Annotated in this window: 28 protein-coding genes; 13 read left to right on the top strand and 15 right to left on the bottom strand. The window is 70.8% G+C overall.

Features of this window, described 5'->3' with window-relative positions:
• Positions 1–7: 7 nt before the first annotated feature.
• Together KAH28_RS06145 and KAH28_RS06140 are read right to left on the bottom strand one after the other, a co-directional pair.
• Positions 8–814 (bottom strand): ABC transporter permease, encoded by an 807-nt coding sequence (locus KAH28_RS06145; RefSeq protein ID WP_290575099.1) that lies wholly within the window; start codon positions 812–814, stop codon positions 8–10.
• Entirely contained in the window at positions 811–1,776 is a 966-nt protein-coding gene (locus tag KAH28_RS06140) for an ATP-binding cassette domain-containing protein (protein ID WP_290575098.1), read from the bottom strand. Before KAH28_RS06140 ends, KAH28_RS06145 begins: the two co-directional genes overlap by 4 nt.
• Before the next feature lie 118 nt (positions 1,777–1,894).
• Between KAH28_RS06140 and rmuC the strand changes: the two genes are divergently transcribed.
• The 4 genes from rmuC (at position 1,895) to KAH28_RS06120 (ending at position 6,616) form a co-directional block, all read left to right on the top strand.
• The gene (gene rmuC, locus KAH28_RS06135; protein WP_290575097.1) at positions 1,895–3,370 is read left to right on the top strand and encodes a DNA recombination protein RmuC; all 1,476 of its coding nucleotides are present in this window, start codon (positions 1,895–1,897) and stop codon (positions 3,368–3,370) included.
• A 95-nt stretch (positions 3,371–3,465) separates the two neighbouring features.
• A complete protein-coding gene (locus KAH28_RS06130) occupies positions 3,466–4,593 on the top strand; it encodes a Fic family protein (protein ID WP_290575096.1) in 1,128 nt (375 codons plus the stop codon).
• Positions 4,594–4,668: 75 nt separating this feature from the next.
• Positions 4,669–5,985 (top strand): DUF2252 family protein, encoded by a 1,317-nt coding sequence (locus KAH28_RS06125; RefSeq protein ID WP_290575095.1) that lies wholly within the window; start codon positions 4,669–4,671, stop codon positions 5,983–5,985.
• A gap of 64 nt (positions 5,986–6,049) precedes the next feature.
• Positions 6,050–6,616: an NnrU family protein gene (locus KAH28_RS06120; RefSeq protein WP_290575094.1), complete on the top strand. Its 567-nt coding sequence runs from the start codon at positions 6,050–6,052 to the stop codon at positions 6,614–6,616.
• Here the strand turns inward: KAH28_RS06120 and soxR are convergent.
• On the bottom strand, positions 6,613–7,098 hold the full coding sequence (gene soxR / locus KAH28_RS06115) for a redox-sensitive transcriptional activator SoxR (protein WP_290575093.1): 486 nt from the start codon (positions 7,096–7,098) through the stop codon (positions 6,613–6,615). The two genes, KAH28_RS06120 and soxR, sit on opposite strands and share 4 nt — an antisense overlap.
• A 93-nt stretch (positions 7,099–7,191) precedes the next feature.
• Between soxR and KAH28_RS06110 the strand changes: the two genes are divergently transcribed.
• A complete protein-coding gene (locus tag KAH28_RS06110) occupies positions 7,192–7,770 on the top strand; it encodes an NAD(P)H-dependent oxidoreductase (RefSeq protein ID WP_290575092.1) in 579 nt (192 codons plus the stop codon).
• A gap of 13 nt (positions 7,771–7,783) precedes the next feature.
• On the opposite strand, the gene KAH28_RS06105 is transcribed toward KAH28_RS06110, so the two are convergent.
• The 4 genes from KAH28_RS06105 to KAH28_RS06090 all read right to left on the bottom strand — a co-directional run bounded on the left by KAH28_RS06105 (position 7,784) and on the right by KAH28_RS06090 (position 10,077).
• Complete coding sequence (locus KAH28_RS06105; RefSeq protein ID WP_290575091.1) at positions 7,784–8,212, bottom strand: hypothetical protein; 429 nt, start codon at positions 8,210–8,212, stop codon at positions 7,784–7,786.
• A complete protein-coding gene (locus KAH28_RS06100) occupies positions 8,212–9,057 on the bottom strand; it encodes an OmpW family outer membrane protein (RefSeq protein ID WP_290575090.1) in 846 nt (281 codons plus the stop codon). Before KAH28_RS06100 ends, KAH28_RS06105 begins: the two co-directional genes overlap by 1 nt.
• Before the next feature lie 8 nt (positions 9,058–9,065).
• Entirely contained in the window at positions 9,066–9,521 is a 456-nt protein-coding gene (locus KAH28_RS06095; RefSeq protein WP_290575089.1) for a DUF2147 domain-containing protein, read from the bottom strand.
• Between the two features lie 73 nt (positions 9,522–9,594).
• Positions 9,595–10,077, bottom strand: a complete 483-nt coding sequence (locus tag KAH28_RS06090; protein WP_290575088.1) for a hypothetical protein — start codon at positions 10,075–10,077, stop codon at positions 9,595–9,597.
• Positions 10,078–10,169: 92 nt separating this feature from the next.
• On the opposite strand from KAH28_RS06090, the gene KAH28_RS06085 reads away from it, so the two are divergent.
• Positions 10,170–10,313 carry a DUF3096 domain-containing protein gene (locus KAH28_RS06085; protein WP_290575087.1) on the top strand — a complete coding sequence of 48 codons (144 nt, stop codon included), beginning with the start codon at positions 10,170–10,172 and terminating at the stop codon, positions 10,311–10,313.
• Between the two features lie 12 nt (positions 10,314–10,325).
• Here the strand turns inward: KAH28_RS06085 and KAH28_RS06080 are convergent, their stop codons facing one another.
• Together KAH28_RS06080 and KAH28_RS06075 are read right to left on the bottom strand one after the other, a co-directional pair.
• Positions 10,326–10,778 carry a hypothetical protein gene (locus KAH28_RS06080; protein ID WP_290575086.1) on the bottom strand — a complete coding sequence of 151 codons (453 nt, stop codon included), beginning with the start codon at positions 10,776–10,778 and terminating at the stop codon, positions 10,326–10,328.
• A gap of 54 nt (positions 10,779–10,832) precedes the next feature.
• Positions 10,833–12,146, bottom strand: a complete 1,314-nt coding sequence (locus tag KAH28_RS06075; RefSeq protein WP_290575085.1) for a lytic murein transglycosylase — start codon at positions 12,144–12,146, stop codon at positions 10,833–10,835.
• 118 nt (positions 12,147–12,264) lie between these two features.
• Between KAH28_RS06075 and KAH28_RS06070 the strand changes: the two genes are divergently transcribed.
• The 3 genes from KAH28_RS06070 to mtgA all read left to right on the top strand — a co-directional run bounded on the left by KAH28_RS06070 (position 12,265) and on the right by mtgA (position 15,394).
• Positions 12,265–14,040: a carboxyl transferase domain-containing protein gene (locus KAH28_RS06070; RefSeq protein ID WP_290575084.1), complete on the top strand. Its 1,776-nt coding sequence runs from the start codon at positions 12,265–12,267 to the stop codon at positions 14,038–14,040.
• Positions 14,041–14,046: 6 nt separating this feature from the next.
• Entirely contained in the window at positions 14,047–14,616 is a 570-nt protein-coding gene (locus tag KAH28_RS06065; RefSeq protein ID WP_290575083.1) for an exopolysaccharide biosynthesis protein, read from the top strand.
• Between the two features lie 88 nt (positions 14,617–14,704).
• Positions 14,705–15,394, top strand: a complete 690-nt coding sequence (gene mtgA / locus KAH28_RS06060) for a monofunctional biosynthetic peptidoglycan transglycosylase (RefSeq protein WP_290575082.1) — start codon at positions 14,705–14,707, stop codon at positions 15,392–15,394.
• 4 nt (positions 15,395–15,398) lie between these two features.
• Here mtgA and KAH28_RS06055 read toward each other — a convergent pair whose 3' ends face one another.
• Complete coding sequence (locus KAH28_RS06055; protein WP_290575081.1) at positions 15,399–16,205, bottom strand: helix-turn-helix transcriptional regulator; 807 nt, start codon at positions 16,203–16,205, stop codon at positions 15,399–15,401.
• A 153-nt stretch (positions 16,206–16,358) separates the two neighbouring features.
• On the opposite strand from KAH28_RS06055, the gene KAH28_RS06050 reads away from it, so the two are divergent.
• Positions 16,359–16,880 carry an FHA domain-containing protein gene (locus KAH28_RS06050; RefSeq protein ID WP_290575080.1) on the top strand — a complete coding sequence of 174 codons (522 nt, stop codon included), beginning with the start codon at positions 16,359–16,361 and terminating at the stop codon, positions 16,878–16,880.
• Positions 16,881–16,913: 33 nt separating this feature from the next.
• Entirely contained in the window at positions 16,914–18,044 is a 1,131-nt protein-coding gene (locus KAH28_RS06045; RefSeq protein ID WP_290575079.1) for an EAL domain-containing protein, read from the top strand.
• On the opposite strand, the gene KAH28_RS06040 is transcribed toward KAH28_RS06045, so the two are convergent.
• Both KAH28_RS06040 and KAH28_RS06035 read right to left on the bottom strand, forming a co-directional pair.
• Positions 18,045–18,926 (bottom strand): metal-dependent hydrolase, encoded by an 882-nt coding sequence (locus KAH28_RS06040; RefSeq protein WP_290575078.1) that lies wholly within the window; start codon positions 18,924–18,926, stop codon positions 18,045–18,047. It lies immediately after the preceding gene.
• Positions 18,927–19,027: 101 nt separating this feature from the next.
• A complete protein-coding gene (locus KAH28_RS06035) occupies positions 19,028–20,059 on the bottom strand; it encodes an AraC family transcriptional regulator (protein ID WP_290575077.1) in 1,032 nt (343 codons plus the stop codon).
• Positions 20,060–20,131: 72 nt separating this feature from the next.
• On the opposite strand from KAH28_RS06035, the gene KAH28_RS06030 reads away from it, so the two are divergent.
• A complete protein-coding gene (locus tag KAH28_RS06030) occupies positions 20,132–21,313 on the top strand; it encodes a hypothetical protein (RefSeq protein WP_290575076.1) in 1,182 nt (393 codons plus the stop codon).
• 197 nt (positions 21,314–21,510) lie between these two features.
• Entirely contained in the window at positions 21,511–22,332 is an 822-nt protein-coding gene (locus KAH28_RS06025) for a hypothetical protein (RefSeq protein WP_290575075.1), read from the top strand.
• A gap of 78 nt (positions 22,333–22,410) precedes the next feature.
• On the opposite strand, the gene KAH28_RS06020 is transcribed toward KAH28_RS06025, so the two are convergent.
• The 3 genes from KAH28_RS06020 to KAH28_RS06010 are packed head-to-tail and all read right to left on the bottom strand — an operon-like array spanning position 22,411 to position 24,981.
• Positions 22,411–22,791 carry a DUF6285 domain-containing protein gene (locus KAH28_RS06020; protein WP_290575074.1) on the bottom strand — a complete coding sequence of 127 codons (381 nt, stop codon included), beginning with the start codon at positions 22,789–22,791 and terminating at the stop codon, positions 22,411–22,413.
• Position 22,792: 1 nt separating this feature from the next.
• Positions 22,793–23,791 carry a phosphotransferase family protein gene (locus KAH28_RS06015; protein WP_290575073.1) on the bottom strand — a complete coding sequence of 333 codons (999 nt, stop codon included), beginning with the start codon at positions 23,789–23,791 and terminating at the stop codon, positions 22,793–22,795.
• The gene (locus KAH28_RS06010; protein ID WP_290575072.1) at positions 23,788–24,981 is read right to left on the bottom strand and encodes an acyl-CoA dehydrogenase family protein; all 1,194 of its coding nucleotides are present in this window, start codon (positions 24,979–24,981) and stop codon (positions 23,788–23,790) included. Before KAH28_RS06010 ends, KAH28_RS06015 begins: the two co-directional genes overlap by 4 nt.
• Positions 24,982–25,026: the final 45 nt, after the last annotated feature.

The following is a 25,026-nucleotide window of genomic DNA, read 5'->3' as shown; positions in this document are numbered from 1 at the left end:
GGAACGCTCAGCCCCGCGCCAGCCGGCGCCGCAGCGCCCACAGCGACAGCGGCACGAACACCGCCGCGATGCCCGCCGCCCAGAGCAGCGCGCCGGCCGCCGGTGCCAGTACCGGGCCGCCCAGCAGCAGGCCGCGGCAGGCGTCGGTGAGCAGCGAGATCGGATTGGCGCCCACCACCGGCTGCAGCCATGCCGGCATGGTGTCCACCGGCACGAAGGCGCTGCTCACGAAGGTGATGGGGAACAGCGTGGTGTAGCCGAAGATCTGCACGTGCTCGGGGTCGCGCGCCAGCACGCCGGCCAGCACCATGATCCACGACAGTGCCAGCGCGAACACCAGCAGCAGCGCGATCATCGCGAGCGCGCCGGGCCACGGCGCTTCCATCCGGAAGCCGAGCAGGAAGCCGACCGCCAGCAGCAGCACCACCGACCACGCCTGCTTGACCAGGTCGGCGCAGATGCGGCCGGCCAGCGGCGCAGCGCGCGCGATGGGCAGCGCCCGCAGCCGGTTGAAGATGCCCCTGGTGAGGTCGGCATTGAGCCCGTGGCCGACGTAGGTGGTCACGAAGGCCATGTTCATGACGACGACGCCGGGCAGGATGAAGCGCAGATAGTCGGCCGTGGAGCCGGCCACCGCGCCGCCGAAGACGTAGAGGAACAGCACCAGGAAGATGATCGGCTGGATGCTGTAGTCGCCGAGCTCGAAGGGGTTGTGCCGGATCTGCAGGATGCTGCGCCAAGCCAGCGCGCGGATCTGGCGCAGCGTTCGTGCCGCCCCGATGCGTTCCGGGTGCGCTTCGCGGGCGGGGCTCATGCTGCGTCCTCCGTTTCACCGTCTGCCGATTCGGCGTGATGGCCGGTCAGCGCCAGAAAGACATCGTCGAGACTGGCGCCGCGCAGCAGCAGCTCGTCGACCGCGATGCCGGCGCCGTCGAGGCGGCGCAGCACCTGCGGCAGCAGCGCCGGATCGGCGGCGGGCACGCTGGCGCGGCGCTCGTCGGTCTCGGCGCGCTGGCCGCTGACCGCCTCCAGGATGGCGATCAGCTCGGGCAGCCGCGCCGGATCCTGCGCGCGCACCACCAGCGTCTGCGCGCCGACCCGCGCCTTGAGCTCGTCGGCGGTGCCCTCGGCAATGACGCGGCCGCGGTCGAGCACGACGATGCGGTCGGCGAGCGCGTCGGCCTCCTCGAGGTACTGTGTGGTGAGCAGCACGGTGGTGCCGTCGGCCACCAGCCGCCGGACCAGCCGCCACAGCGCCAGCCGGGCGCGCGGATCGAGGCCGGTGGTGGGTTCGTCGAGGAACAGGAAGGCCGGCCGCCCGACCAGGCTGGCGGCGAGGTCCAGACGCCGCCGCATGCCGCCGGAATAGCCCAGCACCGGGCGGTCGGCGGCGTCGGCGAGATCGAAGTCGGCGAGCAGCTCGTCGGCGCGCTGCGCCGCCGCGCGACGGTCGAGATCGAGCAGCCGCGCGATCAGCTTGAGGTTCTCGCGGCCGGTGAGCTTGTCGTCCACCGAGGCGTACTGGCCGGTGAGGCCGATGCGCCGGCGGACGTCGTGCGCCTGCGTGCGCACGTCGAAGCCGCCGACCGAGGCGCTTCCGGCATCGGCCTCCAGCAGCGTGGCGAGGATGCGCACGACCGTGGTCTTGCCGGCGCCGTTGGGGCCGAGCAGGCCCAGCACCGAGCCCGCCGGCACGGCGAGATCGACGCCGTCGAGCGCGGTGGTGGCGCCGAAGCGCCGGGTCAGGCCGTGTGCGGTGATGCCGTCGAGGGTCATGGCACTGCGGGTCGGGCGGGGCGTGCAAGCTTAGTCGCACCGCGTGACGCGGTGTCGACATCCCCGCGCCGTTGCGTGGATCACGTGGTGAGCCCGCTACCGTGGCACGCTTGGCGCCATGACCATCGAAATCCTCGCGCAGGAACCGCTGTTCTGGCTGATCGCCGGCCCGCTCGCCGCGCTGGCGGTGCTGCTGCTGATCGCGACCGTGATGCTGCGCGCCGCGCTCGGCCGCAGCCGCGATACGGCGCAGGCCGCCCGCGACGAATGCACCGCCCTGCAGGCGCGTGCCGAGTCGCAGGCCACGCGCCTCGCCGAGCGCGAGGCCGAGCTGGAGCGCGTGCGCGCCGAGGCCACCGACCTGCGCGACCGCCTGCACGCCGAGCAGACCGCCGCCGCCGAGCTGCGCACACGCATGGCGGCCGAGCAGCAGGCCGCGCAGGAGAAGCAGAAGCTGCTGGAAGCGACCCGCGAGCAGCTCGAGGAGCGCTTCAAGTCGCTGTCTTCGGAGGCTCTGGAAGCCAGCAAGAAGTCGCTGCTGCAGCTCGCAGAGCAGCGCTTCCAGCGCCAGGAGGAGCTGGCGAAGAACGATCTGGAGAAGCGCAGGCAGGCGGTCGAGGAGCTGGTCAAGCCGCTGCGCGAATCGCTGACCAAGCTGGAGAGCCACAACCAGAAGCTGGAGGCCGCGCGCAGCGAGGCCTACGGCGCCATCAACCAGCAGATGAAGGCGCTCATCGAGACCCATCTTCCGGCGCTGCGCGGCGAGACCGACCGCCTGGTCAAGGCCCTGCGCCAGCCGCACACGCGCGGCCGCTGGGGCGAGGTCCAGCTCAAGCGCGTCGCCGAGATGGCCGGCATGACCGAGCACGTCGACTTCAGCGAGCAGGAAAGCGTCAGCGCCGAGGGTGGCCGGCTGCGTCCGGACATGACCGTGCACCTGCCCGGCGGGCGGCGCATCGTGGTCGATTCCAAGGCGCCGGTGTCGGCCTACCTGGAGGCCATCGAGGCCGCCGACGAGACCGCGCGCAACGGGCTGCTCAAGCAGCACGCGCAGCAGCTGCGCAGCCATATCCATGCGCTTGGCGACAAGAAGTACTTCGCGCAGTTCGAGCGCACCCCCGAGTTCGTCGTGCTCTTCGTGCCCGGCGAGGTCTTCTTCTCCGAGGCGCTGAAGTCCGATCCGAGCCTCATCGAATACGGCGCCGAGCGCAAGGTCATCGTCGCCTCGCCGACGACCCTGATCGCGCTGCTCAAGGCGGTGTCCTACGGCTGGCGCCAGCAGGATCTGGCCGAGAATGCCGAGAAGGTCGCCAAGCTCGGCCGCGAGCTCTACGACCGCATCGGCACGCTGGCCGGTCACTGGCAGAAGGTGGGCAAGAGCCTCGACAGCGCGGTGGATGCCTACAACAGCGCCGTCGGCTCGCTGGAGACGCGCGTGCTGGTGTCGGCGCGCAAGTTCCGCGACCTGCAGGTCGGCGGCGAGGAACAGGAGCAGCTGCAGACCCTCGACCACGCCGCGCGCCCGCTTTCGGCGCCGGAGATGCAGCCGCCGGAAGACGGCGCGCTCGGTCACGAGCCGGAGGAGCCGGCATAGCGCGGGCTGCTGCGCGCACCCGTAAATAGCCGGGTTGCTTATTTAAGTTTTCGCCCTGTATCTTAAATAGTGGGTCGGGTAATGAAAGCTCAGCGATGCGCACCTTTCACGCAGGACGCTGGATTCCGCAGCGAGGCTACAAGAGCTTCCAGCCGGCGCTGATCAATCGGCCCTGGGTGCTGGACGACATGGAGATCCAGCACCTGCTCAGCAAGGCGGATCGCCAGCTCGGAAGGCTGGACATGGTCTCCGAGTACGTTCCCAACATCGATCTGTTCATCCGCATGCACGTGGTCAAGGAGGCCACCGAAAGCAGTCGGATCGAAGGGACCCAGACCCGTGTCGATGAGGCACTGCTGGATCGCGACGACGTGCCTTCCGAGAAGCGCGACGACTGGGAAGAAGTTCAGAACTACATATCCGCGATGGACCATGCCATCGGCGCCCTGGAGCGGCTTCCCATTTCTTCGCGATTGATTCGAGAGGTTCACCGGGTGCTGATGCAGGGGGTGCGCGGTGAGCACAAGCAGCCCGGTGCGTATCGAACCAGCCAGAACTGGATCGGGGGCGCCAGCATTTCCGATGCATCCTTCGTGCCGCCCGTCCACTCCAGCATCTCCGAGCTCATGGGCGACCTTGAGCAATTCGTGCACAACGAGTCGATATTCCTGCCCGATCTGTTGCGGATTGCGTTGGTGCACTACCAGTTCGAGACCATCCATCCCTTCCTGGACGGAAACGGTCGCGTGGGACGCCTGCTGATCGCCCTGTATCTGGTGCATCAGGGCATCCTGAAGCGACCGGTCCTCTACCTGTCCGACTTCTTCGAACGCAATCGGACGCACTACTACGACAACCTCATGCGCGTTCGCGAGAAGAGCGATCTTGCCCAGTGGTTCAAGTTCTTTCTCGTCGGCATGATCGAAACCGCTGAGCGCGGCATAGCGACCTTCGACGCGATCCTGCAGCTGCAGAGGGAGGTCGATGAGGCGGTGCAGGTGCTCGGCGCGCGGGCGGCGAACGCGTCCAGGGTCATCAGGGCGCTATACCAGTCGCCGATCATCGACGCGGCCAAGGTGAGCGAGATCACCGGTCTCACGCTTCCTCCCTCCTATCGATTGATCGAAGACCTGGAGCGGCTCGGGTTGCTCAGAGAGATGACCGGCGCGCGCCGCGGCAGGCTCTACATGTTCGAGCGCTACACCCAGCTCTTCCGGTCGTGACGCCTTAGGAGCGGTTCGCGCTGTCGGAGTGCTAGGGTCGGCGGCTCCGCGGGCCAAGAGGGCGCAGCACCCACCATGGAGATCAAGCAGCTCACCCAGCAGAACCGCCGCCACTGGATCTGCACGGCCATCGCCGAGGCCAACGCCGATCTTGACGGCGAGGCGCGGCAGCGCAAGTACAGCGCCATGGCGGAGAGCCCGTACCGCTTCTTCCGCGGCACCAGCCACCTGTTCTGGGCGGATCTGTACAAGGACTGGCGCTTCACCTTCTACGGCGGCACCGCCGGCACGCAGACCTGGATCCAGGGCGATGCGCACGTCTACAACTTCGGTGCCTTCGCCAACCACGACGGTGAAGTGATCTACGGGCTGGACGACTTCGACGACGCCATCGTCAGCGACTACCAGTACGACCTCTGGCGCCTCGGCATCAGCCTGGTGCTGGACGCACGCGAGAACGGCCATCACGACGAGGCCACCATCGAGAAGGCGCTGCGCCGCATGGCGAAGCGCTACCTGAAGGTGGCCACCGCCTTCGATCCCGAGCGCGCCGACGAGGCGGTGCACTTCACGGCCGACACCGCGCCGGCGCCGCTCGCCGGCTTTCTCGAGAAGGTGGGCAGCCGGAAGACGCGCGCGAAGATGCTCGGCAAGTGGACGCGCGAGCGGAAGAACGGACGGCGCGCCTTCGACTTCGACAATCCCAAGCTCAAGCGCCTGTCGCCGCAGCAGCGCAAGGCCTTCACCGCCGCCTTCGAGGCGTATCGGCAGACTCTGCAGGACCCGGTGGCCGACGCCCGCGCCCCCGGCTTCTTCGCCGTCAAGGACATCGCGCGCCGCGTGCGTGCCGGTACCGGCTCGCTGGGCACGCCGCGCTACTACGTGCTGATCGAGGGTGCAGGGGGCGGCGAGCATGACGACATCATCCTCGACGTCAAGCGCCAGGACGGCCCGGCCGCCTACGGCGCCATGAGCGCCGAGGAGCGCGCGACCTATCACGGCGTCTTCGCGCACGAAGGCCAGCGTCATGCGCTCGGCTTCCACGCGCTGGCCGAGCATCCCGACCGCTACCTCGGCTGGCTGGCGCTCGACGATGGCGTCTACTCGGTGCGCGAGCGCTCGCCGTTCAAGAAGGACTTTCCGTCGGACTCCCTGGACGGCGGCAAGCGCTTCGTCAAGATGGCGGGCATCTGGGGCGAAGTGCTGGCGACCGAGCACAGGCGCGCCGGCCGGGTGCTCAACGCCGATGCGCCCTTCACCTTCGAGCGCAGCCTGCAGGACGCCACCGACGGCGACGCAGCCGGCTTCAAGCGGCTGTTCACGGCCATCTCGCGCCACTACGCCGACTGCGTCACCAGCGACTACGAGCGCTTCCTGACCACGCTCGCGTGAGCCTCGCGGCCGGCAGCGGCCGGTGCTAGCCTGCCGGCACTACAACTAAGGCAGGAGAGGCGTCATGCTGCTGATTCTCGGGCTGGTCCTGTGGGCCGTCACGCACCTCTTCGTGGCGATGGCGCCGGGAGCGCGCGCGGGCATCATCGCGCGCATCGGCGAGGGTCCCTACAAGGGTCTGTTCTCGCTGGTGCTCGTGCTGGCGCTGGTGCTGATCGTGCTCGGCTGGCGTGCCATGCCGCCGGAAGCGCTGTACAACCCGCCGGTGGCGCTGCGCCATCTGACCATGCTGCTGGTGCCGATCGCGGTGGTGCTGTTCATCAGCTCGCGCGCGCCCACCGACATCAAGCAGATCATCCGGCATCCGCAGCTCACCGGCGTCAAGCTGTGGGCGGTGGCGCATCTGCTGGCCAACGGCGAGGTGCGCTCGGTGATCCTCTTCGGCGGCCTGCTCGCCTGGGCCGTGCTGGAGGTCATCTTCATCAATCGCCGTGACGGTGCCCGTCGGAAGCCCCCGCGCGTGGGCTGGCCGAAGACCCTCGTGAGCGCGCTGATCGGACTCGCCATTGCGGCGCTGCTCATCGTCGTGCACCCGTGGATCGCCGGGCGGCCGGTCCTGATGATGGGCTAGGCGGAATCGTCGCTGCGCGCCGGGCCCGGCTCCAGGATCTGCGGCCCGGGTCCGCGATCACCGAGCGTGTCGGCGGGGTTGCGCAGCGGGCAGGTCTCGATGGACAGGCAGCCGCAGCCGATGCAGTCATCCAGCTGGTCGCGCAGCTGAGCGAGCTTCTCGATGCGCTGATCGAGCTCGGCGCGCCAGTTCAGGGACAGGCGCTGCCAATCCTCGGCGGTTGGCGCCCGCCGGCTCGGCAGCGTATCCAGCGCCTGGCGGATGGCGTCCAGCGGCATGCCGGTGCGCTGCGCCACCTTGATGATGGCGATGCGCCGCAGCACGCCGCGGTGATAGCGCCGCTGGTTGCCCTCGGTACGCCAGCCGTGGATGAGGCCCTTGGCCTCGTAGAAGTGCACGGCCGACACCGCCACGCCGCTGCGCCGGGCGACCTGGCTGACGGTCAGCGGCTTGTGCCTGTCGTCGGGATGCGCGAGCGCCATCTTCGGGGCCCTTGACCTCAATTTAAGTTGAGGTTCTACCCTGAACGATGTGCGCGGCGCAATCCCGCTCCGCGCGCCAATGGAGGACCGCTCATGCCCCGCCCCCTGCACATCGCCCTGATCTACGGCAGCACGCGCGAAGGCCGCTTCTGCGACGTCGTGGGGGCGTGGACGGCCGCGCGCATCGCCGCCGACGGCGGCTTCACGCTGGACGTCGTCGATCCGGCGGAACTGACCCTGATGCCGCACCGGCACGAGTCCGAGGACTGCGACGAGGTGCGCGCGCTGCGCCGGCGCCTGGCGCGCGCCGATGCTTTCGTCATTGCCACGCCGGAGTACAACCACAGCTTTCCGTCCGTGCTCAAGTTCGTCATCGATCTGGTCGATGTGGAATGGGCGGGCAAGCCGGTGGCCTTCGTGTCCTACGGCGGGGTCTCCGGCGGGCTGCGCGCGGTCGAGCAGCTGCGGCTGGTATTCGCCGAGCTGCATGCGGTGAGCGTGCGCGACACGGTGAGCTTCGCGGGCCCGTGGGACATCTTCGACGGAACCGGGATGCCGCGCGATGACGGCCGTTCGGCGCGTGCAATGGCGACCATGCTGGGCCGTCTGCGCTGGTGGGCCTCGGCACTGCGCGATGCGCGCGCGGACGAGCCCTTTCGCCGCGCCGCCTGATCCCCGGCAGTGCTCAGTTGCAGCGCACCGTGAATCGCACCGGGACCCGGCCGATGGTGCCCTCCCGGGTCATGGTTCCGCTTCCGGAGGCACTGCCGGTGTCGCGCGAGAAGCGGTCCAGCCGGGTGCTCTCGTGGGTGATATCGCCGACCATCACGGTGAGCGCGAAGCGGTCGTCGGTCTGCGTGCCGGTGATGACCAGTCCGTCGCCGTCGGTGTCGGCGACATCGCTCCGGTCCGAGCGGAACCGGAAGCGCTGCGCGTCGATCGCCACACAGCGCACGTCGGCCGCGTACGCGATGCCGTCGACCGTGCCCTGGAAGCGACCGGCCGACAGCGTGCCGGCGTCGGCAGCCGGATCATCGCCACAGCCCGTCAGCAGCAGGGCACCGAGACCCGCGCACCAGCCGATGATCCGCATGGCCGGTGCGCGTGCCCGCATCAGTCGCCGCCACCCCAGCGCCACGAGAGCAGCAGCGACGACACCGCGGTGCCCAGATCGAGCTCGGTGGTGCTCTCGGCGAGGCGCGTGCCGTTGGCCGCCTCGATGGTGATGCGCGACGTGGTCGAGAGGAACAGGTAGGACAGCGACAGCGACAGGCTCAACCGATCCGTCAGCGCGTAGGACAGGCCGGCGTTGACGATCGGTGCCCAGGCCGAGTCGGAGTCGCCGCGGACCACGGTTTGGCCCGGATTGCCGGTGACCACGGCCAGCGATCGCCCGAAGTTGCGGTTGAGGGCATCGCTGAAGGCCGGCTTGAGCTCGACGTTGGTGAACCAGGTATAGGAAGCGCCGACGCCGAGGTAGGGGCGCAGCCGGGCCGACGCGTCGCGGAAGTAGCGCTGCAGCAGGATGGCGGGACTCCATTGCCGCGCGCTGGCGATGGGATTGTTCTCGGGCGCGCCCAGATCGACGTTGATGAGCAGGCCCGACAGTCCGGTGGGCCGCACGACGCCGTCGCCGTACAGGTCGAACTCGGCGGGCACACCGCCCTCGGCCTTCAGCACCCAGTGATCGGTGAGGTAGTACGACAGCGTCAGCGCCGGCGTGTGGGCGTTGCTGACGCCGGTCGATGTGCCCTCGGAGGTGAAGTCGGGATCGATGCCCAGCAGGCTGCCCACCACGCTCGGTGCCAGCCGGGTGCGCAACGGCTCGCTGGATTCCTGCGGCGCCAGATGGAACCATCCCGCCTGCAGTACCAGCGCGCCCTCGCGATAGGCCGAGGCCGGCATCGCCAGCGCGAGCATGGCGAGCGCAACGGATGCCCTGCCGAGTCGACGCATCATGGCCGCGCTCACGGCGATTCGGCGCTGCGGCGCTCCCAGCGCTGGGTCCGGCCGAGCAGGGATACGCCCAGGAAGCCGCGGACCTTCAGCGTCTGTCCGCCGTCCTGCAGCGAGACGCGCGCATCGTAGACCTTGCCGTTCTCCGGATCGAGGATGTGGCCGCCGCTCCACCGGTCATCGTCGCGGGTCAGGCCCCAGAGGATCTCCATGCCCTCGACCGGTTGTCCCTTGCGCTCGCCTTCGCAGGCCTCGCAGACCGGATCGGGCTCGGGTGGATCGATGAGCTCGACGATGCGGCCGCGGAGCTCGCCGTCCTCGATGCGGATCGCCACCACCGATCGCGGCTCGCCGCTGTCGTCGTCCATCGTCGTCCAGGTGCCCGCGGGCGTCGCATCGGCGAACGCCAGCACCGGGACCAGGGCGAGCAGTGCGGACGCGAGGCATCGCGCTGTCCTTGCGATCATGTCTCCTCCGGGTGGAACCGAGACCCGATCGTGGTCGGCGGATACTGAACGCGCGGCGAACGCCGCCGGACGATCAGGCCGGTTCGCGGCCCGGGCCGGCCATCAGCATGACGATCAGCGCCACCAGCAGCGACACCGCACCGATCAGTGCCGGCAGAAAGGCGGCCGCCCCCGCCAGGCTGGCTTCGCCGAGTGGCGAGTCCTGGAGGCTGAGTCCGTGGTTGGCGGCGAACATCCCGAACAGGTAGAACATGCCGTTCCCCCAGACTGCGATCACGATGCCCCAGCTCGCGATCGCGGCGCCGCGGGCGGTCACGGCCACGCGCGCGAGCGCGAAGCCGAGCACGATCGCCATGATCCCGTTGAGCAGCATGCCGAGATGGAGGATGCGCCACCCGCGCTCCGTCCCCGGCAGGTCGTACTCCAGGAACACCGGCAGTGGCGACAGCGAAATGCCCTGCAGCATCTCGAAGGTGAGCGCGAAGCCGCCGATCAGCGCCACGATCATGGCGGCGATGCCGTGACGGATCAGACGGTGGGTTGCGTGTGGGTGCATGCCGGTCTCCTCCGGGTCGTTGTGGATTGCGACCGACGCACGGCCGCGGGATGATGCCCGAACGGTCGTCCACCACCCGGGAGCACAAGCATATGACCATCACCCTCGCCGCCAGCACGCTCGTGCCGATGATCTCGCTCGCTGCCGGCATCGCCATCCTGGTGGTGCCGCGCCTGCTCAACTACATCGTCGCGGGCTACCTGATCATCTCCGGCGTGCTGGGCATCGTGAGCTGACCGCGCCGCGGCTCAGCGCGGACCGGCGTTGGGCACGCGCACGTCGGCCAGCCCCTGGCGCATGGCGTTGCGCAGCGGCGCCGGCATGGCCTCGAGGTCCGCGCGCCGGTAGGGGCGCTCGGCGCAGCGCTGGGCGTAGGCGTCCCGGGTTGCATTGATCTCCGCGAGATCGTCGCGGAAGCGGGCCATGCGCTCGTTGAAGGCGGTGGCGCGCTCGTTGTAGCGCTGCGCGGCCTCGCGCGACTCACCCACCGCGGCACGCAGTTCGGCCAGCGCATCGCGCTCGGCGTCCTGCTCGGCGGCGGCGGCGTTGAGGCGCGCCGATTCCGCGCGCAGGGCCTGTACCTGCTGCGCACACTGCTCGAGCTGGGCGGCCGACATCGGCTCGCGCTCCTGTGCGAGCGCGGTGGCCGACATCGCCACGCCGGCAATGGCACCCACGGTGAGACGGATGGCTGACTTCATCGGATGCTCCTCTGCATGCGGAAGGTCGGTGCCGGCTGCGGGCCCGACGACGGACTAGCGATCCTGCTGACTGTGCCGCAAACGCGCCAGCAATGCGACGGTCGGGAAGCCGTCGGGTACCAGCCCCTGTGCGGTCTGGAAGGCGCGCAGCGCCGAGCGCGTGTTGGGGCCGAGCAGGCCGTCCGCCGCGCCCGCGTCGAAGCCGCGGGCATTGAGCAGGCGCTGCATCTCGGTGACCTGGTCGCGGGTGAGCGCCTCCAGCGCCCGCGGCCATTCCGCGGCGAGGCCGTCGCCGCCGTCGATGCGCCGGGCGAGCAGGCCGATGGCCAGCGCGTAGCTGGTGGCGTTGTTGTAGCGCAGGATGGCGTCGAAGTTGCCGCCGACCAGGAAGGCCGGTCCGCGCGCCCCCGCCGGCACGAGGACGGTCGCCGCCGGCAGCTCGGGCAGCGCGCCGCCGTCCGCGGCGCGCACCCCGAGTGCCGCCCAGGCGTTCGCCGGACGGCCGTTGCCGGAGCCGGCCAGGGCGTAGTCGAAGTCGGCGGGCAGCACCACCTCGGCGCCCCAGGGCTGACCCTGCCGCCAGCCGGCACGGCTCAGGTAGTGGGCGGTCGACGCCATCACATCGGGAATGCTGTGCCAGATGTCGCGCCGCCCGTCGCCGTCCGCGTCCACGGCGTAGGCGCGGAAGCTCGTCGGCAGGAACTGGGTGTGCCCCATCGCGCCGGCCCATGAGCCGCGCATCGCGTCCGGGGCGATGTCGCCGTCGCCGATGATGCGCAGCGCGGCCAGCAGCTCGCGTTCGGCGAAGGTACGGCGCCGGCCCTCGAAGGCGAGCGTCGCCAGCGCGTCGATGGTCGGAGTGTCGCCGAAGTTGCTTCCGTAGCTGCTTTCGAGGCCCCATACCGCGACCAGCACGGTCGGGTCGACGCCGTAGCGCTGCGCCGCCGCCTCGATCGCGCCGGCGTGAGCCTCGCGCTGCTCCCGGCCCCGGCTCACGCGCGACGGCGATACCGCGATATCGAGGTACTCCCATACCTGCCGGGTGAGCTCGGGCTGGGCGCGATCGCGCTCGATGACCGCGGGCAGGTAGCGCGCCGATGCCAGCGCCGTCGCCAGTACCGGCTCGGCGATGCCCTCGGCTCGGGCGCGCGCTCGGAAATCGGCACGCCAGTCGGCGAATGCGGCCCGGTCGCCGCCCTCACCCGAATCGGCGGCGGCCGAGTCGCGCTCCGGCGCTCGAGCCGGATCCGGATCCGGTGACGGCGCCGTCGTCTCTGCAGGCGCGCTGTCGCGGGGCGCGCGTTCGGCCGGCGCGCTGGCGCAGGCGGCGAGCAGCAGGCAGGTGAGCACGGCGGTTGGTCGGATCATGCGTTTCCGGGGCGATGGCGAGTCCCGCAAGCGTAGCGGGCGCAGGGCATCCGCGCGATGGCGAGCCGCCGGCGCGCGCTGTTGCTACGCTTCATCGCACGCCCACGCTGGTCGCCGCATGACCGCATCCGCCGAATCCGTACCCGACTGGCTGCTGGCACCGACCGCTGCGGTGGTCGCGCGGCGTGTCGCCGCGCCGGGTGAGGCCGTCGATGCCGGCGCGACGCTGCTGGTGCTCGAATCGATGAAGATGCAGATTCCGGTGGCTGCGCGCGCCGCCGGGCGTGTCACCGAGTGGCTGGTCGCGGACGGCGATACCGTCACGCAGGATCAGCCGCTGGCCCGGTTCGAGGCTGCAGCGCTGCCGGCATCCGGCCCGCAGGCGGCGACCGCGGACACCGGCGGCGGCGAGCCGGGCCGGGCGGATCTGCGGGCGCGGCTGCACGCCACCGGCGACGATGCCCGTGCCGAGCAGCGCGATGCCCGCCATGCCCGGGGCTACCGCACCGCGCGTGAGAATGTCGCCGATCTCTGCGACCGCGACAGCTTCGTCGAGTACGGACAGCTGGCAGTGGCCGCACAGCGCGGCCGGCGCGATGCCGACAGCCTGCGCCGCGATACCGCTGCCGACGGTGTCATCACCGGCCGTGCCCGCATCGATGGCGCGGAGGCGGCGGTCATCGTCAACGATTACAGCGTGCTCGCCGGCACGCAGGGCTATTTCCATCACCGCAAGCTCGACCGCATGCTGGGCATCGCGCGCGACGAGCGGCTGCCGGTGGTGATGTTCGCCGAGGGCGGCGGCGGTCGGCCCGGCGATACCGATGTCACTACGCAGGTGGCCGGTCTCGAGTTGACCACCTTCGCGCTGTGGGCGGGGCTGCGCGGGGTCGTGCCGCGCGTGGCGGTGGCCAACGGCTACTGCTTCGCGGGCAATGCCGCGCTGTTCGGGGCCGCCGACATCACCATCGCCACGCGCCGCTCGTGGATCGGCATGGCCGGCCCCGCCATGATCGAGGGCGGCGGCCTCGGCAAGGTGGCGCCGACCGCGATCGGCCCCGCCGCCGAGCAGGTCGACAACGGCGTGGTCGATCTGCTGGCCGAGGACGAGGCCGACGCCACGCGGCTCGCGCGTCGCGCGCTCGGCCTCCTGCGCGGTACACGGGTTTCCGGCGTGGCGCCCGATCAGCAGGGCATCGGCGCCCTCTTGCCGGCCGATCGGCGCTACGCCTACGACGTGCGCCGCATCGTCGCGCAGCTCTTCGATGCCGACAGCGTGCTGGAGCTGCGCGCGGCCCGGGGCCGTGCCGTGCTCACCGCGCTGGCGCGCCTCGATGGCCGGCCCGTGGGCGTGCTGGCGAGCGACTGCCGGCACCTCGGCGGCGCGATCGATGCCGAGGCCGCCGACAAGGTGGCCGACTTCGTCGCCCTGTGCGGCCGCCAGGGCCTGCCCATCGTCTCGCTGATCGACACGCCCGGCTTCATGGTCGGTCCGGAGAGCGAGGCGCAGGGCGCGGTGCGCCGCATGTCGCGTCTCTTCGCCGAGGGCGTGCAGGCGCCGGTGCCCTGGCTGGCGGTGTTCCTGCGGCGTGGCTACGGCCTGGGCGCGATGGCGCTGGCCGGGGGCAGCTTCGCGCGGCCGGCCTACGCCGTGTCGTGGCCCAGCGGCGAGTTCGGCGGCATGGGGCTGGAAGGTGCCGTCAAGCTCGGCTATCGCCGGGAGCTCGAGGCCATCACCGATCCGGAAGCGCGCCAGCGCCGCTTCGACGCGCTGCTGGCGGAGGCCTACGAGCGCGGTCGCGCCACCGAGATGGCCGCGCATCTGGAGCTCGATGCGGTGATCGAGCCGGAGCGGACGCGGGCGGTACTGACAGCGGTCCTGGGCGCGGACTAGCGGCGCGTGGCCGAGAACATCACCAGCGTGCTCGACCGGCTCGAGCGCGCATCGAGCGGACAGCGGCGCGTCGCGGTGGCGGATCTGCTGCACGCGTTCTCCGGGCGCCTGTTCGGCCCGATGCTGCTGGTTCCGGCGCTGATCGTGATCACGCCGGTGGGCATGATCCCCTTCGTTCCGAGCGCGATGGCGGCGGTACTGGTGCTGATCGCGGGTCAGCGCGTGCTGGGCAGCGCCGAGCCCTGGGTGCCCCGGAGACTGCGCGAGCGCAGCGTGTCGCGCGCGCGCATGGTGACGGCATTCGGCCGTCTGCGGCCGTGGGCGCAGCGCGTCGACCGGCTGCTGCGGCCGCGGCTCGATGCGCTGACGACCGGCCCGATGCAGCGTGCGCTTTCGCTGGTGGTGGTGCTGCTGGCCGCGATCATGGTGCCGCTCGAACTGGTGCCCTTCGCGGCCGCGCTGCCCGCGCTCGCCATCGCGCTGCTCGCCCTGTCGCTCACCGCCAATGACGGGCTGTTCGGTATCGCCGGTCTGGCGGTGGCCGGCGGCGCCTTCGGGCTGCTCCTGCTGGTCTGACCGGGCGACCGGCGCCGCGTTCATCGGCGGTCCGGCGAGGGTGGGGCAGACTGTGCGCAGGGTTGCCCCGGGGGCTTTCGAGTTGGCTATGCGCAGATCCGGCAAGGGATGGCGCCGTCGCGTGCGGCGGTGGCTGCTGTGGAGCGTGCTGGCGGTCGTGGCCGGGCCCGGCCTGCTGGTGCTGCTGCTGCGCTGGGTCGATCCGCCGACCTCGGCCTTCATGGTGCGCGCGCACTGGCAGAGCGACGGTGGCGGGATCCATCAGGTCTGGGTCGACCTGGACCGCATCGCGCCGTCGCTGTCGCAGGCGGTGATCGCGGCCGAGGACCAGACCTTCGCCGAGCATCACGGCTTCGTGTGGTCGGCCATCGGCGATGCACTGGAAAGCAATCTCGAGGGCGGGTCGATCCGGGGCGGCAGCTCGATCAGCCAGCAGGTCGCCAAGAATCTGTTCCTGACGCCTGCGCGCACCTATCTGCGCAAGGTGGTCGAGGCCTACCTCACGGTGTGGATCGAGCTGCTGTGGCCGAAGGCGCGCATCATGGAGGTGTACCTCAACATCGCCCAGTTCGACGACCGCACCTTCGGCGCCGAAGCGGCAGCAGTGCGCCTGTTCGGGACCAGCGCCGCGACGCTGACGCCGGCGCAGTCGGCCCTGCTGGCGGGCGTGCTGCCCGACCCGGACGGTCTCGACGCGGCGCGACCCGGACCCTACCTGCGCGAGCGCCAGGCCTGGATCCTGCGCCAGATGCGGCAGCTCGGCACCGTGGCCTACTAGCGCCCTACGCCGCCGGCAGCGTCTCCCAGAGCGCGCGCATCGCGGCCACGGTCTCCGCATCGGTCGGGAACATGGTCTCGATGGTGAGTTCGGAGAGCGTGATGTCGACCGCGGTGCCGAAGACCGTGGTGGTGGTGATGAAGGACAGCGCCGTACCGTCGTCCAGCCGCAGCCGGAAGGGGATCGCGATGCTGGCCGCGGGCGATGCCGGCGGTGCCGGCTCGCCCGGTTCGGGGTAGCCGCGCAGCTCGGCGATGAGGTCGGTGAACGCGCTGTCGCCGGTGTGCTCCGCCAGCTCGGCCAGGCGTTCCAGCACATGCGCATGCCACTGCGCGTAGTTCAGCACGCGCGGACCCAGGCCGCGCGGGTGCAGGCTGCAGCGCAGCACGTTGATCGGGGGCTGCAGGAGCGCCGGATCGACGCCGCCGACCAGGAAGCCGAACATGCGGTTGGTGCTGACCAGGTTCCAGTGCCGGTCGACCGCGATCGCCGGATGCGGCTCGTGCCCGCGCAGGATCTGCGCCATGGCCTCGCGCGCGGCCCCGAGCTCGGGCTCGTCGAGCGCCCGTTCGCGATACACCGGCGCGAAGCCGGCGGCCACCAGCAGCGTGTTGCGCTCGCGCATCGGCACCGACAGGTGCTGCGCCAGCCGCATGACGAGTTCCCGGCTGGGGGTGGCACGGCCCGATTCCACGAAGCTGATGTGGCGCTGCGACACGCCGGACTCGAGCGACAGCGCCAGCTGACTGAGCCGGCGCCGCTGGCGCCAGGTGCGCAGGAGATCGCCGAAGTGGGGGGCTTGCCGGGTCATGGAGCGCAGCCTAGCGCTACCCGGTAACGGCGCCAATTACCTGCAGGGTCATCGCGCTCGCGCGCCGCGGGCGCCCCCGAACCCGGGGGGCTTCGATTGCGGGCGGCCCGGGGGTATGCTTGGGGTCTCGCCTTACAGGGGGTGGGCAGGACCATGGCGGAACCGGAATCCGGCGCCGGCGACCAGGGCACGCGGCGCGGCCCGCAGGGCACGCAGATCTTCTCGCAGAACGAACTCGACCGGCTGATCGCCGAGTCGGTCACCGAGGTGCCCGCGGGCGCCACCGTGTCGCTGCGCGGTGCCTCGGAGTCGGTGGCCGGGCGCGTCATTCCGCTGGACAGGCCCAGCCTGGTCATCGGCCGCGCGCCGCACTGCGACCTGGTCATCGACGAGGCCAGCGTGTCGTCCGAGCACGCCCGCATGACGCGCGACGGCGGCAACTGGCGCATTGCCAACCTGCTGTCCACCAACGGCACCTTCGTCAACGGCAAGCGCGCCACCAGCGCCGTGCTGCGGCATGGCGACCACATCCGGGTCGGGCGCATCGATTTCGTGTTCGAGGTGCCCGGCGGCGGTGCCGCGCCGGAGCCGGCACGACCCCGGCGCACGCTGTGGTGGGTGCTGGCGGTACTGGCAGTGGCCGGCGCGGCGCTGGCCTGGATGCTGACGGGCTGAGGCCCGTCCGCGGGCTCGCAGGCGCTTCGCCGCATGGACAGCCCGCGCTACACCCGCGACTACGCCGCCGGCGAGGACATCTTCCGCCAGGGCGACGCCGGCGACGAGGCCTTCATCATCGAGCAGGGCCGCGTGGCGATCTGGTCCGTCGGAGCCTCCGGTGAGCGCGAGGCGGTCGCCGAGCTCGGCCCCGGCGAGGTGTTCGGCGAGATGGCGCTGGTCAATCGCAAGCCGCGCGCGGCCGGAGCCTCGGCGCGGGAGCCGACGCGGCTGCGCGCGATCAGCCGCGCCCACCTGCAGCAGCGTCTCGACGCCAGCGATCCGCTGCTGCGGCTGGTGCTCGGCACGGTCATGGCGCGGCTGCGCGCCACCCTGGGGGACACCCCGTCACCGCCGTCGCGCGACCGCCAGCCGGACGACGCGCAGGATGCGCTGCGCGCGCTGCAGCAGGAGCACGCCATCTCGGCCGGGCTCGATGACGGGGAATTCCGCCTGCACTTCCAGCCCGTGCTGCGCCTGTCGGACCGTGCGCCGGTCGGCTACGAGGCGCTGGCGCGCTGGGAGCGCGACGGGCGGCTGGTGCCGCCGCCCGAGTTCATCCCGGTGACCGAGCGCTCGGATCTGGCCATCCGCTTCGGTCGCTGGGTGGGCGCGACCGCCGTCGCCGCCCTCGCGGCGCTGGACGATGCGGCTTACGTCTCGATCAACGTCTCGGTGCGCCAGTTCGGCGATGCCCTGGTGCTGGACCAGATCGCCGACGCGCTCGCCGAGCGCGGCATCCCGACCGCGCGCATGCGGCTGGAAGTCACCGAGACGCATCTGCTCACGCAGTGGGACAGCGCCATCGCCTGGCTGGACCGGGCGCGCGCGATCGGCATGGGCATCATGCTCGACGACTTCGGCACCGGCTACAGCTCGCTGGCCTATCTGCACCGCCTGCCGCTGACCGCGCTCAAGATCGACCGCAGCTTCGTCGCCACCATGCTCAGCGATCCCGCCAGCGCCAAGATCCTGCGCACCATCACGCTGCTGGCGCGCGATCTCGACGTGGACTGCATCGCCGAGGGCATCGAGAGCGACGCCCAGGCCGACGCGCTCGTCGACCTGGGCGTGGCCTACGGCCAGGGTTTCCTGTTCGGTCGCCCCGCGCCGCTCGCGGGTTGATCAGGCCGCCGCGCGCTCGCGGGTCGCGGCCATGACCGCATCGGCGGCGCCGATGGCATCGCCGCCGTTGCGCTCGAAGCTGTCGTTCCACAGCTCGTAGACGCTGAGGTCCCCGTGCTGCCAGGGGTGGAAGCCGGGCTTGTAGTAGGTCAGGTAGCTGCGCATCAGCCGCGGATAGAGGCCGCCCGGTCCGTACAGCCACCACAGGCCCTTGCGCCAGACGCGACCGCGGTTCTCCACGCCGTCCACCGCGAACATGTGCCGCATGATCAGGAAGACGTGGAACGGGAAGGTGAACGAGGTCATCATCATCGCGGCGATCCGCGTGCCGTAGCCGCCCTTCGCGACCCGCTTGTAGACGTCGAAGGCCACCGCCTTGTGCTCGATCTCCTCGACCGCGTGCCAGGCATACATGGCACGAATGCGCGGATCGGCATCGGCGAACAGCTCGCCGTTGAAGAAGCCGTGCGCCATCATCGCCGTGAGGTGCTCGGCGGCCGCTGTCTGCGCCAGCGTGAAGCGCCTGGAGAAGCGCTTGCGGAAGGTGCCGAACATGATCCGCTTCTGGTTCTCCAGGATCTCGTCGACGGCGATGCCCTGCGCCTTCAGCCGGTTGTTGAAGCGCGTGTGCACCATGCCGTGCTGGCCTTCCTGATAGGTGAAGTCCTTCACCTGCGCGGCCAGCTCGGGGTCGTCGATCTGGTCGCGGAAATCGCGCACGCAGGTGATGAAGAACTTCTCGCCCTCCGGGAAGAGCAGCGACATGGCGTCGAAGAAGCGCGTCTTGAAGGCGTCGCCGCCGAACCAGTACTTCGGGATGTCGCCGTCGAGGTCCAGGTCGGGCCCCTGACGCGGAACGATGCGTCGCTCGTGTTCGCTCATGCCGGTCTCCAGCAGCTTGGTACGCCTGGCACTCTAGGCAGCGCCGGGGGCGGGCGCTATGACCGCCCGCGACGGCAGGGAACCATTCGCGACAGCCCGCGTCAATCGCCGCCGCGGGCGCGCCAGGCGCTGGGCGTTTCGCCGGTCCAGCGGGTGAACGCGCGCGTGAAGCTGCGCCGGTCCGAGAAGCCGAGCCGCTCGCTGATGGTCTCGATGTCGAGCGTCGCGTCGGCGAGATAGCGCTCGGCCAGCTGCCGGCGCGCCTGCGCCTGCACCGCCCCGAAGCGCGTTCCGGCGTCGGTCAGGCGGCGCTGCAGGGTGCGCGGATGCAGCCCGATCTCCTCGGCCACGGCGTCGACGCCGGCGCCGAGCAGCGCCGGGCGGTGGGCGAGCGCGCGCTCGATTTCGGCCACCACGCCGCTGCGTCGTGGCACCGCCCGGGCGCGGCGCTCGATGCGCTGGCGCGCCTGCTCGTGCAGCGCCGGATAGCCGCCCGACAGCGGGAGGTCGAGCAACCGGCGCGGATATTCCAGCGCGTGCTGCGCCTCGTTGAAGCGCACCGGCACCCGGAAGAAGGGCTGGTAGGCGGCGGCGTGCGGCGGCGGCGGGTGCCGGAAGCGCAGCACCGTGAAGGGCGCGTCGTCACCAACCAGCATGCGGCCGAACTTCAGGATGGACGCGAACATGGCCTCGCTCAGCCAGGGCCGCGTCGGCGGGTCGGCGGACGGGTCGGCGAAGCGCAGTGCCAGCACCGCGGTATCGCCGTGCTCGTGCAGCGTCACCGTCAGCATGGGATTGATGAGCTCGCGCACCCAGTCGAAGATCCCGGTGGCTTCGCGCAGGGTTGGACTGGTGGTGAGGAAGGCCTCGAGATCGGGCAGATAGTCGAAGGCGAAGGTCTCGCCCAGCGCGAAGGGAAAGTGCTGATCGCGCGCGCTCGCCACGCAGCGCGCCATGAGCGCCTCCATCACGGTCCGCTCGATGGTGGCGGTCTCCAGATGCAGCAGATCGGTGGTGATGCCCAGCTCGTCGAAGATGGGCTGGATGTTGAAGCCGCAGCGCGTCGCCGCCTTGACCCAGTTGGGCAGCGTGATGAAGGGGATCGGATCGCTCGGCGATGCTTCGGGCACCATAGTCGGCAGTATGCACGTGCCCGCCCCCGCGACCGGAGCGCGCACGGCGATCAGCACAGGGAGATGCGGGAAGTGAGCCGAGCACGAGCCGCGGGCGGAACGCGGGACCGACGCCCCGACAACTGGTGGACGGGCGAGACGCGCTGGCGCGGCAAGCCGGTGTCGCGCTTCGACCTCGACACGGGCGTGGTGCTCGGCCGGCAGTTCATGCTGGCGAGCCAGCGGCGCCGCGGCAACTTCGTCTACGAGTACGACTGGCGCTCGCGCCTGTATACCGACGAGGACAACCAGGTGCGCCAGGCCGGCGCGACCTGGGGCCTCGCCCTGCTGCACCGGGCGCATCCCGGCGCCCAGACCCGCGCGGCGCTGCTGCGTGCGCTCGACTTCTGGCGCGCCGGCGAGCGCGTCGACGAACAGGGACGGCGATGGCCGCTCTATCCGGGCGACGGCGTGGCGCGGCTCGGCACGCTGGCGCTGATCGCGCTCGCCCACATCGAGCTGCTGCGCACCGATGACGGCGATGCCGATGCCCGGGCGGACTGGCTGGGGACCGTGCACGGCTGCATCGCGCAGATCCTGCGATTGCGCGACGCCAATGGGCGCATTCCCGACATCTTCGACGCGCACACCGGCGAAGGTATCGGGGAACCGTCACCGTATTCGGAGGGCGAGGCGCTGCTCGCGCTGTGCAAGGCCGCGCGCCACGCCGGCTGTGACGACCTCTGGTCCGCGATCGATGCCCTCGCCGAGGCCGGCTACGACGCCAACGTGCGGGTGGCCCGCGCCGAGGACGCCGACTCCGATACCACCAAGGGCTTCTACCAGTGGGCCTCGATGAGCTGGCACGAGATCATCGGAGCCGGCCGCGACCGCGCCGGGCTCTGGAGCGGCCGCCTGCTCGAGCTGGCGGTGTGGATGATCGATACCCATCGCATCCTGGAGCGCCGCCGCAACACCGCCTACGCCTTCGAGGGCCTGGTCTGCGCCTTCGATGTCGCCCGCCGCAACGACGACCCGCGGCGCGACAAGCTCGACCGCGTCATCCGCATGGGGCTCCGCAACCTCAGCCGCTGGCAGGTGGGTCACCATCTCGCCAATGCCTTCGTGGCCGATGCGCCGGCCGATGATCCGCACGCGCTCGGCGGCGTGCAGAACAGCCGCCGCAACGCCGCGTTGCGCATCGACGTCGCCCAGCACCAGACCCACGCGCTGCTGCTGGCGCTCGACATGTGGGTCACGCATACCGGGCGCTGATCGCCCGTTCCAATGGCGGCTGCGGCCGCCGACCGCTCCCGGTGCACACGGGCTTTACGTCATTTGACGTATGCCCCCGGGTGACCCCGCTCGCCAAGAATCCGTCCGACGCGCATTTCCTGCGTCCCGCCAGGAAAGGGGAATGCGTCAGGGGGACCCGCGGGGCGCACATTCGACGGAACCATCAGGGAGCAACCATGAAGCAACTCAGAAACGCCATCTTTCCGGCGCTCGCCGGCGCGCTCGTGTGGGGCGCGAGCAGCCCGGCCATCGCGGACGAGGCCGGCAGCGCGGTCAGCGGATCCTTCGGGGTCGACTACGCGTCGCACTTCGTCTCGTACGGTGCCGACGTCTGGGGCGGCGGCAGCGACTTCTACGGCTCGCAGTCGACGACCTTCGTGTGGTTCGACATCGCCACCAGTCTGCCCAACGGCTTCTCGTGGAATTTCGGCGTCTGGGGCGACGTCAACGATAACTCCGACGGCCCGGCCACCGTGGGCGGCAACATCCAGGAGATCGATACCTACATCGGCATCGGCTACGGCGCCGGCATCGCCTCCTTCGGCGTGACCTACCAGGAATGGAACTACGGCGGCGTCACCGCCGAGCGCATCCTCGACCTCAGCGTGGGGCTGGATGATTCCGGCGTCTGGGGCGGCGGTTTCGCCCTCAACCCGGGTCTGACCGTGCACATGCGCGTGGGCAGCGAGGCCGGTGCCGAGGAAGGTCAGGTATACGTGCTGTCGGTGGGCCCGGGCTTCGATGTCGGCTCGGTGTCGTTCTCGGTGCCGGTCGCGGTCGCGATGGTCTCGGACGACTACTACATCGAGGGCGAGGGCGGCTACGCCTATTCCTCGGTGGGTCTCTCGGCCTCGGTGCCGATGACCTTCGTCCCGGAAGCGTATGGCAGCTGGAGCCTGGGCTTCGGCACGACCTACTACATGACGTCCGAGGATGTCATCGGCAATCCGGAGGACGATTTCCTCACCGGCATCGTGAGCCTCGGCCTGTCGTTCTGATCGACGGTCGACGCGCCATCGCGTCACCGGAGGAGGCAGACAGTGTGGTGGCCGGTCCCGGGAGGGGCCGGCCCTTTTTCATGAAGGCGCCCGGTCGCGTGGCGGCAGTGCCGCCAGATCGGGGTTGTCGATGGCAAGGTGCGACTCGGCGGCGACCCGCAGCGCGGCCAGCACGGCCGGGTCGTCGGGCTGGAAGGTTCCGTCGCGCAGCGCCGCGCAGAGCGCTTCGCGCAGTGCCGCGACCGTGTCCGCATCGCGATGCAGCAGCGTCGCGAGGGCGGTGCGCTCGCGCTCGGCCAGTTCGGCGCCGTCGCGGAGCTCGCGGCGCACGATGTCAATGGCGCCCAGCGCCAGCCGGAGCTGGTAGCGCGCCTGCTTGGGGCCGGCTTCGCCGAGCCCTGCCAGCGCGGCGCGTCCGGCATCGAGCAGCTCGACGGCGTGGGGGCGGTTGGCGGCCATGTCAGTCTCCGCGTCCTTCCAGCAGATCGATGATGTGCAGCTCGGTCTCGGCCACGCGCCGGCCGATCATCGCTGGTTCCAGCGCCATGGTGTGGCCCCGTACGTACTGCCACCCGAAGGACTGGCAGACCACGCCCCACTTGAGCGCAGCCAGCAGTTCCCAGTAGCGCACGCGTTCCGGTTCGACGCGCGCGCCGCCGAGCGCGGCGTAGCGCGCCAGGAAGTCGTCGCGGGCCGCGAAGCCGCCGGCCGGCAGGTCATCGCGACCGAAGCGCCAGGAGCGCATGCACAGCCAGCCGATGTCCTCGGCCGGATCGCCGAGATGGGCGAGCTCCCAGTCCAGCACCGCCGACAGGCCGTCGGCATCGACGAGGAAGTTGCCGGTTCGGAAGTCGCCGTGCACCAGCCGTGGTTCCTGCGGTTCGGGCGTCTCGCGCTCCAGCCATGCGATGGCGGCCTCGAATGCCGGCAGCGCTTCACCGAAGGGCCGGTGCAGCCGCGCCAGCTCGGCCAGCTGTGCGCCCGCGTCGAGCCGCGGCAGGAAGTCGAAGGCGCCCGGATCGAGGGCGTGGACGCGCGCGAGTGCCCCGGCACACTGCGCTGCCAGATGCTGGCGCGCCTGAGCGAAGGCACTGCCGTGCACGATGCGACCGCCGAGGGTCTCGCCGTCGACGCGGGCGGTGACGAAACCGGCGCCCTGGCCGTCGCCGGCGTCGAGCGTCAGCAGAACGGCCGGCGTGGGCACGCCGCGCTCGGCGGCCAGCGCCTGCACGCGCGCCTGAGTCGCCTTGTCGAGCGCGCCCGGAAATTCCTCTGCGGCGCCCGCGCCGGCGAGCTGCAGCACGAGCTGGCGCTGCTCGCCGCCGGCCTCGACATCGAGCGCGATGCTGGTCGACGCGGCGCCGGCCGACAGCGCTTCCGCGGCGTGAACGGTCAGCGTTTCGCCGTGGCGCCGGCGCCATGCTTCGGCCACGCGTTCGGCGGCGGCGTCCACGCTCATGCCGGCTCCGCGCCGAAGTCGATGCCCGGGCCGTCGTCACGATAGGCCTTGAGCAGCCGGCGCGCCACCGACTGCATGTGCACCTCGTCGGGGCCGTCGTAGATGCGCGCTTCGCGCGCGTGCCGGTACATCACCGACAGCGGCGTGTCGGGCGTGAGGCCGGCGGCGCCGTAGACCTGGATGGCGCGGTCGATGACGTTGTGCAGCATGCGCGCGCCCAGCACCTTGATGACGGCGATCTCGTCGCGCGCCTGGTCGCCGCTGTCCATGCGGCGGGCGGCGGCCAGGGTCAGCTCGCGGGCGCTGCGGATCTCGGCGGCGCTCTCGAAGACGTGCGCCTGCATGAGCTGCTTCTCGGCCAGCGCCTCGCCGAAGGCGCTGCGCGCATGCAGGCGCCGGCACATCAGGTCGAATGCGCGCTGTGCCTGCCCCAGCCAGCGCATGCAGTGGAAGATCCGCCCCGGACCCAGCCGCTCCTGCGCGATGGCGAAACCGGCGCCGCGCCGGCCCAGCAGATGATCCTCGGGTACGCGCAGGTCCTCCAGCGCGATCTCGTAGTGATTGCCGGCAATGCCCAGCGCCGGAAGGTCGCGCACGATCCGGTAGCCGGGCGCATCGGTGGGAACGATGATGAGGCTGAACGCCCTGTGCGGTGGTGCGTCGGCGTCCTCCGTGCGGCACATCACCGTGGTGTAGCGCGCCTGCGCAGCGCCGGTGGTGAACCACTTGCGGCCGTTCACCACCCAGTGCCCGTCCTCCAGGCGCGCGGTGGTGGCGAGCTGCGTCGGGTCCGAGCTCGACACCTCGGGCTCGGTCATGGCGAAGCTGGGCAGGAACTCGCCGGCCACGATCGGACGCAGATAGCGCTCGTGCCAGGCCGGCGTGCCGTGGCGCCACACCATGAGGCTGTCCTGCAGCGACGCCGTGCCCAGCGCCAGCATCGCCCAGTACGAACGCCCGATGACCTCGTTGATGCGCACGTACGCCATGAAGGAGAGCCCGCCGCCGCCCAGCTCGCGCGGGTGCCCGAGCGCCCACAGCCCCGCCGAACGGGCCTGCTCGGACAGGGTCCGCAGCAGCGCGTCGCGGGTGGCGTCGTCGGCCGCTTCCAGCTCCGCCTCGCGCGGATAGACGACCTCCTCCACGAAGCGCAGCACGCGCGCGCGCAGGTCGTCGGCGTCGGCTTCCATGTCCGGTCTCCTCCTCCGGTGTCGCCTCGGCATTCGGAGGCCCGA

The organism is Algiphilus sp. (assembly GCF_023145115.1).
Taxonomy (GTDB): Bacteria; Pseudomonadota; Gammaproteobacteria; order Nevskiales; family Nevskiaceae; genus Algiphilus.
This window is presented reverse-complemented; position numbering and strand designations above follow the sequence as displayed.